9 protein-coding genes are annotated in these 11,152 nt (G+C 36.5%); 7 read left to right on the forward strand and 2 right to left on the reverse strand.

Annotated features, from left to right (window positions below):
* Positions 1–37 precede the first annotated feature (37 nt).
* Positions 38–382, reverse strand: coding sequence for a ribonuclease P protein component (rnpA, locus tag A2J09_RS18895; RefSeq protein ID WP_031415843.1), 345 nt, complete (start codon positions 380–382; stop codon positions 38–40).
* 99 nt (positions 383–481) lie between these two features.
* A complete protein-coding gene (gene rpmH, locus A2J09_RS18900) occupies positions 482–616 on the reverse strand; it encodes a 50S ribosomal protein L34 (protein WP_004233310.1) in 135 nt (44 codons plus the stop codon).
* Between the two features lie 608 nt (positions 617–1,224).
* Between rpmH and dnaA the strand changes: the two genes are divergently transcribed.
* The 7 genes from dnaA (at position 1,225) to A2J09_RS18935 (ending at position 11,078) form a co-directional block, all read left to right on the forward strand.
* A complete protein-coding gene (gene dnaA / locus A2J09_RS18905; protein ID WP_025115702.1) occupies positions 1,225–2,574 on the forward strand; it encodes a chromosomal replication initiator protein DnaA in 1,350 nt (449 codons plus the stop codon).
* A 170-nt stretch (positions 2,575–2,744) separates the two neighbouring features.
* Positions 2,745–3,881, forward strand: coding sequence for a DNA polymerase III subunit beta (dnaN, locus tag A2J09_RS18910; protein WP_012291829.1), 1,137 nt, complete (start codon positions 2,745–2,747; stop codon positions 3,879–3,881).
* Between the two features lie 111 nt (positions 3,882–3,992).
* A complete protein-coding gene (gene yaaA / locus A2J09_RS18915) occupies positions 3,993–4,217 on the forward strand; it encodes a S4 domain-containing protein YaaA (RefSeq protein ID WP_012291830.1) in 225 nt (74 codons plus the stop codon).
* 3 nt (positions 4,218–4,220) lie between these two features.
* Positions 4,221–5,336: a DNA replication/repair protein RecF gene (gene recF / locus A2J09_RS18920; RefSeq protein ID WP_012291831.1), complete on the forward strand. Its 1,116-nt coding sequence runs from the start codon at positions 4,221–4,223 to the stop codon at positions 5,334–5,336.
* A 92-nt stretch (positions 5,337–5,428) separates the two neighbouring features.
* Positions 5,429–7,363, forward strand: a complete 1,935-nt coding sequence (gene gyrB, locus A2J09_RS18925; protein ID WP_012291832.1) for a DNA topoisomerase (ATP-hydrolyzing) subunit B — start codon at positions 5,429–5,431, stop codon at positions 7,361–7,363.
* A 25-nt stretch (positions 7,364–7,388) separates the two neighbouring features.
* A complete protein-coding gene (gene gyrA / locus A2J09_RS18930; protein WP_012291833.1) occupies positions 7,389–9,854 on the forward strand; it encodes a DNA gyrase subunit A in 2,466 nt (821 codons plus the stop codon).
* A 141-nt stretch (positions 9,855–9,995) separates the two neighbouring features.
* Positions 9,996–11,078: an HD-GYP domain-containing protein gene (locus tag A2J09_RS18935; RefSeq protein ID WP_012291834.1), complete on the forward strand. Its 1,083-nt coding sequence runs from the start codon at positions 9,996–9,998 to the stop codon at positions 11,076–11,078.
* The last annotated feature ends 74 nt before the right edge of the window (positions 11,079–11,152 follow it).

Consider the following 11,152-nt stretch of genomic DNA (forward strand, 5'->3'; position numbering starts at 1 on the left):
AATCATACAGGCGCATTTTACCACTCGGTTGCATACATTACACTTTCCTCAATACCTTTGCGATTTTTAGTACATGTTGCAAACTTTGTTTCACTTCATGAAAATCCATAGTGGCCGCCGGTTGTCTGGCGATAATAACATAGTCCATATTCGGCTTTAAATCATCCTTTAAATCAAGAATACTATGGCGAATATAGCGTTTTATTTGGTTGCGTTTTACCGCATTCCCAAGTTTCTTACTAACCGATAAACCTACACGAAATTCTGTTTGTCCCTCTTTTTCTAAAAAGTAAACAACAAACTGACGATTAGCGAAAGATTTACCTTTTTTAAACACCTTTTGAAAATCATCATTCTTCTTCACTCTTTGGCGTTTTTTCATTTCTTTCACCTGCTAATAGATAATATCTTTGATCCTCACTTCTAGGTTTACCAAAAATAAAGAAAAAAAAGACCACTGATGTGGCTCAGTGGACTTATTTTATGCTGATAAAACTTTTCTTCCTTTACGACGACGAGCAGCAAGAACTTTGCGACCGTTTTTCGTGCTCATACGTGCGCGGAAACCGTGAACTTTACTGTGTTTACGTTTCTTTGGTTGGTAAGTACGTTTCATTTATATAGACACCTCCTGATATATGAGTTGAATTTTTCAACATACAGACTCGAATATTATATAAAGTAACTAGTTATTTTGTCAATGTATTTAACAAATTTCTTTTAGGTAACTATTCTATGTATCTAAATGCAACTACTTCATCTATCCTCAGAGCGCATTTAAATCCTCCGTAAAAGACACTCTATTATAACATTATTATAAAAATATTTATCCACAGAGGACTTGTTTTTTTTACACAAAGTTGTGTATAGTATTTTTTGCATATTTTTTTATCCACAACAATTATCTACAGCTTTTTCACATAAGCAGTGCTTGTGGACAACTCTAAAGTGCATAACTACAAGCTATGTGGATAAGTTTCATAAACTATTGAAATAGCTTTGTTTTTCTGATACGATTACTGTTCTTCACTTTGTTGAAAACTGAAATGAACATTTTAATTATCCACAACTGTTAATATGCTGTGGATAATTTTCATCACAACCTTTGGTTAACTTTTATCCACAACTTGTGATTATGTGGACGAGTTGTAAAATGAACGTATTTACCATTTCTATAAATGCAATTTTTTTTATGTATTGAACACTGTAAAGGAGATTAGTAGCTTGGAACATTTAGAAGAATTATGGAATAATGTCCTGGCTCAAGTTGAACAAAAAATTTCTAAACCAAGCTTCGAAACGTGGCTAAAATCTACCAAATTACTGTCCTACAATGGCAGTGGTTCAACTGTGACAATAGCTGCGCCAAATTCGTTTGCTCGAGATTGGCTTGAGAATCATTATATTCATTTGATTACAGGTATATTAACGGAGCTTACAGGCGAAGACTTGCTTATTAAATTTGTTGTTCAAAAAAACCAGGATTCGGACGATTTTGATTTGCCGGCGCCGATTATCCAAGCAAAGAATAACGATCACCATGATATTTCACCGGGGATGTTAAACCCGAAGTATACTTTTGATACGTTTGTTATTGGCTCTGGTAACCGCTTTGCACATGCTGCCTCTCTAGCAGTCGCTGAAGCACCTGCAAAGGCTTATAACCCTTTCTTCATCTATGGGGGAGTTGGGCTTGGTAAGACACACTTAATGCATGCCATCGGTCATTATGTTTTAGAGCATAATCCTAATGCAAAGGTGGTCTATTTATCATCTGAGAAATTTACAAATGAATTTATTAACTCTATTCGTGATAACAAAGCACTTGATTTTCGCAATAAATACCGCAATGTGGATGTACTGCTAATTGATGATATTCAATTCCTTGCTGGAAAAGAATCAACTCAAGAAGAATTTTTCCACACGTTTAATACTTTACACGAGGAATCCAAGCAAATTGTTATATCGAGTGACAGACCTCCTAAGGAAATTCCTACATTAGAGGATCGGCTACGTTCACGTTTTGAATGGGGATTAATAACGGATATTGCACCTCCTGATTTGGAAACACGAATTGCTATTTTGCGTAAAAAAGCAAAAGCAGATGGTTTAGAGGTACCCAATGAAGTAATGCTCTATATTGCGAACCAGATTGACTCCAATATTAGGGAGCTTGAAGGTGCGCTTATTCGCGTCGTTGCCTATTCATCGCTCGTAAACAAAGATATTAATGCCACACTTGCTGCTGAGGCACTTAAAGATATCATTCCTAATTCAAAGCCACGAACTGTGACAATATTAGACATTCAAAATGCTGTTGGTGAGCATTTTAGTATACGTTTAGAAGATTTTACGGCGAAAAAGCGTACAAAGTTAATTGCTTTTCCTCGCCAAATTGCCATGTATTTATCACGTGAATTAACAGATTTTTCACTGCCGAAAATTGGCGAAGAATTTGGTGGACGTGATCATACAACTGTGATTCATGCTCACGAAAAAATATCTTCTTTGTTGAAAAATGACGTCCAGCTTCAACAAGATGTTAAACAAATTCGTAGCATGCTAGGGAAGTAATTACTGTGGACAATCCTACTATTTAAACACAAACTTATACACAGTCTATCTACATGTGGATAGACTGATTTTATTCATAAAAAGGCACTTATCCACAAATCCACAGAGCCTATTACTATATCTTTTTTATTTTATATAAATAAATAATATAAATATGTGAGGGAAAACGAATGAAATTTGATATTTTACGTGACCGTTTATTAGAGGGTTTAAATGATGTCATGAAAGCGGTAAGTTCAAAAACAACTATTCCAATTTTAACAGGCATCAAAATTGATGTAACTGAAGAAGGTATTCGCTTAACAGGTAGTGATGCGGATATTACAATTCAAACATTTATCCCCGTTGAGGAAGATGGACAACAGATCATTCACATTGCAGAAACAGGATCAATTGTTGTACAAGCCCGTATGTTTAATGAAATTATACGTAAATTACCAACAAATGATGTTGAAATCCAAGTAACTCCTGGTTTCCAAACGCATATTCGCTCAGGTAAATCGGAGTTCCATTTAATTGGCTCTGATGCAGCTGAATATCCATTATTACCGGAATTAACAGAGGATCAAAAATTTACTATTCCTGCTGATCTTTTAAAAACAATTATTCGTGAAACTGTATTCGCCGTTGCCACTTCTGAAAGTAGACCCGTGTTGACAGGTGTAAACTGGCAGATTAAAAATGAAACATTAATCTGTGTTGCAACAGATAGTCATCGTTTAGCAAGACGTAAGGTTCAACTGGAAAATTTACCAGAGGTTGAACATAGTGTTGTAATCCCAGGAAAAAGTTTAAATGAATTAAATAAAGTATTAGAGGATTCTACAAACCTTGTTCAAATTGTTATTACAAGTCAGCAGGTATTGTTTAAAACAGGGGATGTATTATTCTTCTCACGTTTACTAGAAGGAAATTACCCAGACACTTCCCGTTTAATTCCAGAAGAATACCAAACTAATGTTACAATTAATGGTAAGTCTTTATTACAAGCTATAGACCGTGCTTCGCTTGTAGCAAGAGGGGATCGTAATAATGTTGTCCGTTTTGAAATATTGGGTCATCAAGCAGTTGAGGTTTCTTCTAATTCACCTGAAATCGGTAAAGTACAAGAAGAAATTCCTGTTGAGTCATTAGAAGGAGAAGGCTTGAAAATTTCCTTTAGTGCCAAATATATGATGGAAGCATTGAAAGCTATCGATGGCCAAGATGTAGTCATTCAATTTACAGGCGCAATGAGACCATTTATTTTACGCTCGGTTCATGACGATGCAATTTTACAATTAATTTTACCTGTACGTACTTACTAAAAATTTAAGATCTGTTAGGATAGTCGCAATTTGCGGCTATCTTTTTTACTTATGGCGAAATTTTAGGTATGATAGAGAGATAGACAGTCTGTATTTGGAGGGAAACACACTATGCAGGACATTAAAATCGATGAGGAGTTCATCACGTTAGGGCAGCTATTAAAAATATCTGATGCCATTAGTTCAGGTGGAATGGCTAAGTGGTTTTTACAGGAAAATGCTGTGTATGTCAATGGAGAAGTAGATGATCGTCGAGGTCGTAAATTACGAAACGGAGACGTTGTAAATATACCAGGATGTGGTCGTTTTCAAATCGTAGGACCAACTGGGCAGTAAACTATGCATATTGAACAAATAAAACTTACAAATTACCGTAATTATGATGCCTTAGCTTTAAACTTCTCTCCTAAAATTAATGTTTTCATTGGTGAAAATGCTCAAGGAAAAACAAATGTTATGGAGTCTATCTACGTACTAGCAATGGCTAAATCCCATCGAACAACGAACGATAAAGAATTGATACGTTGGGATTCAGACTATGGTAAAATAGAAGGGGCAGTTCAAAAAAGACATGGTATTTTACCGATAGAGCTTACGATTACAAAGAAAGGTAAAAAGGGCAAGATAAATCATATAGAGCAAAGTCGCCTTAGTCATTATATTGGCCAAATGAACGTCGTTATGTTTGCACCAGAAGATTTAAACGTTGTAAAAGGTAGTCCGCAAATACGCCGACGTTTTATTGATATGGAGATTGGGCAAATTTCGCCTGTCTATTTACACGATTTATTAACCTTTCAAAAAGTTTTAAAACAACGTAACCATTTCTTAAAGATGAACCAGGGCAAGTCCATGTCAAATGATGTGATGTATGAGGTTTATAATGAACAATATATTCATGCAGCTACCCAAATTATTCGTAAAAGATTTCAATTTATGGATTTATTGCAGGAGTGGGCTGAACCTATACATGCAGGTATATCACAAGGGAAGGAAACGCTCATTATAAAATATCGTACGGTAGCTGGAATAGAAAAAGAACATTCTTCTAGCGAAATTGAAAATACTTTACATCAAAAATTGATGGAAGCAAGAGAACGTGAATTTGACAGAGGTGTAACGTTAGTTGGTCCACATCGTGATGATTTGCAGTTTTTAGTAAATGGCTATGATGTGCAAACATATGGCTCTCAAGGACAGCAGCGTACAACTGCATTGTCTTTAAAACTTGCTGAAATTGAATTAATTAAACAAGAAACAAATGAAACACCCATACTACTTTTAGATGATGTCTTGTCGGAACTCGATGATTATCGTCAATCGCATTTATTAAATACCATTCAAGGTGAAGTGCAAACCTTTGTCACAACGACAAGTGTTGAAGGTATTCATCATGAAACGATGGAGCAGGCTCAACTGTTCCACGTGAAACAAGGTGCGATTGAAAAAAGTTAGCCAGGGTAGTTTTTTAGATTACAAAAGAATGGTAATAGTCAGCTCGGTTGACTGTTCATTCATTTACACACAATGATGTTATGAAGGAGTAGATGAAAGCCGTGGCTATAGAGAACGAAGGTTTACAAAACCAAGCTTATGAGGCCGATCAGATACAGGTATTAGAAGGTTTAGAGGCAGTACGTAAAAGACCAGGGATGTATATCGGTTCAACAAGCTCAAAAGGGTTACACCACTTAGTATGGGAAATCGTTGATAATAGTATCGATGAAGCTCTGGCAGGATTTTGTACTGATATACAGGTAACAATAGAAAAAGAAAATTGGATTCGTGTAGAAGATAACGGTCGTGGTATTCCAGTCAGCATTCAAGAAAAGATGGGTAAGCCTGCTGTTGAAGTTATCATGACGGTTTTACATGCTGGTGGTAAATTTGGTGGTGGAGGCTATAAAGTTTCAGGTGGTCTACATGGAGTAGGGGCATCCGTTGTAAATGCTCTTTCTGTTGAAACAATTGTGCAAGTTCACCGTGAAGGTCATATTCATGAAATCAAATTCCAACGTGGAAAAACGATACAAGAACTAAAGATTATTGGCGATACAGACCGTAATGGAACAACAACACGTTTTAAAGCGGACCCAGAAATTTTTAAAGAAACTACTGTTTATGAATATGATATTTTAGCTCACCGTATTCGAGAATTGGCATATTTAAATCGTGGAATCAAGATTACCATTGCTGATGAACGAGAAGGCGAGGAGCGTTCAACTACATATCACTATGAAGGTGGTATCCGTTCATATGTTGAGCACCTAAATCAATCTAAAGAGCCTATTCATGATCCGATTGATGTTCTTGGAGAAAAAGATGGTATCTCTGTTGAGATTGCTATGCAATACAATGCAGGTTTCTCTTCTAATATTTTTTCATTTGCTAATAATATTAATACGTATGAAGGTGGTACACATGAGTCTGGTTTTAAAACAGCTCTTACACGCGTCATTAATGATTACGCACGAAAAGGTGGATTGTTGAAAGAAGCGGATGCCAATTTGACAGGTGAGGATGTACGCGAAGGCTTAACAGCTATTGTCTCTGTTAAACATCCGGATCCTCAATTTGAGGGGCAAACAAAAACAAAGCTAGGGAACTCAGAAGTTAGTCAAATTACTAACTCTTTATTCTCGGATGGTTTTGAACGATTTATGTTGGAAAATCCAACTGTTGCACGCAAAGTTGTTGAAAAAGGTTTAATGGCAGCTCGTGCTCGTGTCGCAGCCAAAAAGGCCCGTGAGTTTACCCGTCGTAAAAATGCATTGGAAGTGTCAAGCTTGCCTGGTAAATTGGCGGACTGTTCTTCAACAAATCCAGCTGATTGTGAAATCTATATTGTTGAGGGTGATTCTGCGGGAGGATCAGCTAAATCAGGACGTGATCGTCACTTCCAAGCAATATTGCCTTTACGTGGGAAAATTCTCAATGTTGAAAAGGCACGCTTAGATAAGATTTTATCGAACGCAGAAATCCGTGCCATGATTACAGCATTCGGTACTGGTATTGGAGAAGAGTTCAATTTAGAAAAGGCCCGTTATCATAAAATCATTATTATGACAGATGCCGATGTTGATGGTGCACATATTCGTACATTGCTTTTAACATTCTTCTTCCGTTTCCTTCGTCCACTTATAGAGGCAGGCTATATTTACATTGCACAGCCACCACTTTATCAAGTGAAACAAGGTAAGCATGTTGAATATTGCTATGATGATGAAACATTAAAAGAAATTTTAGAACGTCTACCAAAAATGCCAAAACCGAATGTACAGCGTTATAAAGGTCTTGGTGAAATGAATGCTGAACAACTTTGGGATACTACAATGGATCCAGAGCACCGTACATTATTACAAGTAGAATTAGATGATGCAATTAAAGCTAACCAAGCATTTGAGCGTTTAATGGGCGATGAAGTTGAACCTCGTCGTCAATTTATCGAGGAAAATGCCGTTTACGCTAATTTAGATATCTAATTTTTCTTGAGAGGAGGTCTACACTTTGTCAGAACAAGAACGCTCCGGTGTTAAAGGAATTAATATTACAGAAGAAATTGAAACATCCTTTCTTGATTATGCAATGAGTGTAATTGTTTCACGTGCATTACCTGATGTACGTGATGGATTAAAACCAGTACATCGTCGTATTTTATATGGGATGCAGGAGTTAGGAAATACAGCAGATAAACCTTACAAAAAATCAGCACGTATTGTAGGGGATGTAATGGGTAAGTACCATCCACATGGTGACTCTTCCATTTATGACGCTATGGTACGTATGGCGCAAGATTTCAGCTATCGTTATATGCTTGTTGACGGTCATGGGAACTTTGGTTCTGTTGATGGTGATGGAGCTGCAGCTATGCGTTATACAGAATCACGTATGTCTAAAATTGCCATGGAAATGCTACGTGATATCAATAAAGATACAATTGACTATACAGATAACTATGATGGCTCTGAAAAAGAACCGATTGTTTTACCAAGTCGTTATCCAAACTTATTGGTAAACGGTGCTGCAGGGATTGCTGTTGGTATGGCCACAAATATTCCTCCTCACCATCTAGGTGAAACCATTGATGCGGTTATAGCACTTTCTGAAAACCCAGCTATTACCACAGAGGAATTGATGGAAATCATCCCTGGCCCGGATTTCCCTACTGGCGGATTAATTTTGGGCCGTAGTGGTATTCGTAGAGCTTATGAATCTGGCCGTGGTTCCATCATTATTCGTGCGAAGGTGGAAATTGAGCAAAAAGCTAATGGTAAGGAAACTATCCTTGTTCACGAGTTACCATACCAAGTAAATAAGGCTAAGCTGATTGAAAAAATTGCAGAGCTTGTCCGTGATAAAAAAATCGATGGTATTACGAATTTACGTGATGAGTCAGACCGTCGTGGTATGCGAGTAGTGATTGAGGTACGAAAAGATGCAAATGCTAATGTAGTTTTAAACAATCTTTACAAACAAACAGCTATGCAATCAAGCTTTGGTATCAATATGCTGTCATTAGTAAATGGTCAGCCAAAGGTATTAGGCTTAAAAGAAATGCTATACCATTATTTAGAGCACCAAAAAGTTATTATTCGTCGTCGTACTGAATTCGATCTTCGAAAAGCAGAGGACCGTGCACATATTTTAGAAGGCTTACGAATTGCATTAGACCATATTGATGAAATAATTGCGATTATTCGTGGTTCACGTAGTGGTGAAGAAGCGAAGCCTCAATTAATGGAGCGTTTTAATTTATCAGAACGACAAGCTCAAGCCATTTTAGATATGCGTTTAGTTCGTTTAAGTGGCTTAGAGCGTGAAAAAATTGAAGCGGAATATCAAGAGCTTCAGGTTCTAATCGCTGAATTAAAGGCAATTTTAGCGGACGAAGCTAAAATTGTTGATATCATTCGTACTGAAATTTTAGAGCTGAAAGACCGCTATAGTGATACACGCCGTACTGAAATTACTTCTGGCGGTATTGAAATGATTGAGGATGAGGATCTAATTCCTGTTGAAAATTCAGTCGTTACTTTAACGCATAACGGCTATATTAAACGTTTAGCTGCGAATACATATCGTAGTCAGAAACGCGGTGGTCGTGGTGTTCAGGGAATGGGTACAAACGAAGATGACTTTGTAGAGCATCTTATGAATACCTCTACACATGATACAATTCTATTCTTTACTTCCAAAGGTAAAGTATTTAGAGCGAAAGGTTACGAAATTCCAGAGTATGGTCGTACAGCTAAAGGGCTACCGATTGTTAACTTGCTCAATATCGATAAAGGTGAGAAAGTAACAGCGATGATTCGTGTTGGATCATTTGATGAAGATGCGTACTTTATCTTTACAACTAAAACAGGTATTACGAAACGTACACCTGTATCACAATTTGCCAACATTCGTACGAATGGTTTAATAGCTATCAGTTTACGAGAAGATGATGATCTTATTTCTGTTCGTTTAACAGATGGGGATAAGCAAATTATCATCGGTACACGTGATGGTATGCTTGTTCGTTTCCAGGAAGATGATATTCGTTCTATGGGACGTACAGCTGGTGGTGTACGAGGTATTAAACTTCGTGATGGTGACGAAGTAGTAGGTATGGAGATTGTTGAACCAGGACAAGAAATTTTAGTAGTTACTGAAAAAGGTTATGGTAAACGTACTTCTGAAGATGATTATCGTTTACAAAGCCGTGGTGGCGTTGGATTAAAAACAATGCAAATTACTGATAAAAATGGTCCGATGGTGGCTGTGAAAACAGTTGATGGTTCAGAGGATATTATGCTTATTACTATTAACGGCATGCTTATTCGTATGGATGTTAATGATATTTCATTAATTGGACGCAGCACACAAGGTGTTCGTTTAATTCGCTTAGGTGATGATGAATTAGTTGCAACTGTAGCTAAGGTTGAAAAAGAAGAAGAGTTGCCTGAAGATGAAGAGGAAATAGAGGAATAACTTAAACCGATGACGACAGCGTTCATGTCGTTCATCGGTTTTTTATTATAAATAATGAAAAATAAGTAATTATTTTGAATTACATGATAAAATAAAGGTACCCTTATTTGAAGCAAGTTAAAGTGGAGAGGTGTTCATTTCATGGAAACAATACATGTTCCAATTTCAGAGTTAGGCGTTGGTAGAGTAATTTCTGAAGATATTTTTGCTAATACACAGTATCCTATCATCTTTAAAGATACAACGATTTCCCATGTACATTTACAAGTTTTTCAGGCATTTAATATTTTTAACGTCCCTGTTTATAAAAATCAAAACGATATTCATTCAGAAAAGAGAGAAATAGATGTAGAAGTAGTAGTAGAGGACATTCCGACTTTTAGAAAATCTTATAATCATTCTATTGAACAATTTAAAAAGGAATTCAAAAATTGGGAAGCAGGTTCTAAGGTAGATATCGCCAAAGCGAGAACCATTATATTGCCTTTGGTGGAGATGGTATTGGAGGATCGAACAATTATTTTTGATTTAAATGAGTTTTCTAATCCTAAAGACTATTTATATCACCATTGTGTAGCTACTGCCCTGATTTCCTCTGTAGTTGCTCAAAAGTTGGGTTATGATAGGGGGACTACAATTCAAATTGCGATAGGTGGTCTATTGGCTGATTGTGGAATGGCTAAAGTACACCCCCGAATTCGAGATAAAAAGACACCTCTTACTGAGCAAGAGTTTGATGAAATTTATAAACATCCAATTTATAGCTATAACATGGTGAAGGATTTAACCATTTTAAAAGAAACTATGAAAGAGGCAATATTCCAACACCATGAACGTTTAAATGGTAGTGGATACCCGAAAGGTGAAAAGATTGCTAATATTTCTATCTTTGCACAAATCATTGCTGTGGCAGATGTATTCCATGCTATGACATGTGAACGAGTATACAGGTCCAAGCAATCTTCATTTAAAGTAATAGAAATGATTAATGAATCTGAGTTTGGTAAGTTTGATATTAAAGTGGTACGTGCATTAATCGATATTGTAGCGGATCTTCCTATTGGTACAATTGTTGAACTTTCTAACTTGGAGCGTGGAGAAGTCATGTTTGTAAATAAGTTTGCGCCAACACGTCCACTCATTAAATTAGTTCATACAGGTGAAATTTTTGATTTAGGAAAAAATCGCAGTTTTTATATTTCTCGAATTATTACTAATTTATAGAAAGGCACGCCATAACTATGGCTGCCTTTTCTCATTCATATTAAGGATAATAAAGAGAAGAGGTAGGCTATTAC

This window comes from Lysinibacillus sphaericus (assembly GCF_001629735.1).
Lineage (GTDB): Bacteria > Bacillota > Bacilli > Bacillales_A > Planococcaceae > Lysinibacillus > Lysinibacillus pinottii.

Coding starts and splice junctions, on each gene's coding strand:
- recF (WP_012291831.1), top strand. CDS start 4,221: ATGCATATTGAACAAATAAAACTTACAAATTACCGTAATTATGATGCC.
- yaaA (WP_012291830.1), top strand. CDS start 3,993: ATGCAGGACATTAAAATCGATGAGGAGTTCATCACGTTAGGGCAGCTA.
- A2J09_RS18935 (WP_012291834.1), top strand. CDS start 9,996: ATGGAAACAATACATGTTCCAATTTCAGAGTTAGGCGTTGGTAGAGTA.
- dnaN (WP_012291829.1), top strand. CDS start 2,745: ATGAAATTTGATATTTTACGTGACCGTTTATTAGAGGGTTTAAATGAT.
- rpmH (WP_004233310.1), bottom strand. CDS start 616: ATGAAACGTACTTACCAACCAAAGAAACGTAAACACAGTAAAGTTCAC.
- rnpA (WP_031415843.1), bottom strand. CDS start 382: ATGAAAAAACGCCAAAGAGTGAAGAAGAATGATGATTTTCAAAAGGTG.
- gyrB (WP_012291832.1), top strand. CDS start 5,429: ATGAAAGCCGTGGCTATAGAGAACGAAGGTTTACAAAACCAAGCTTAT.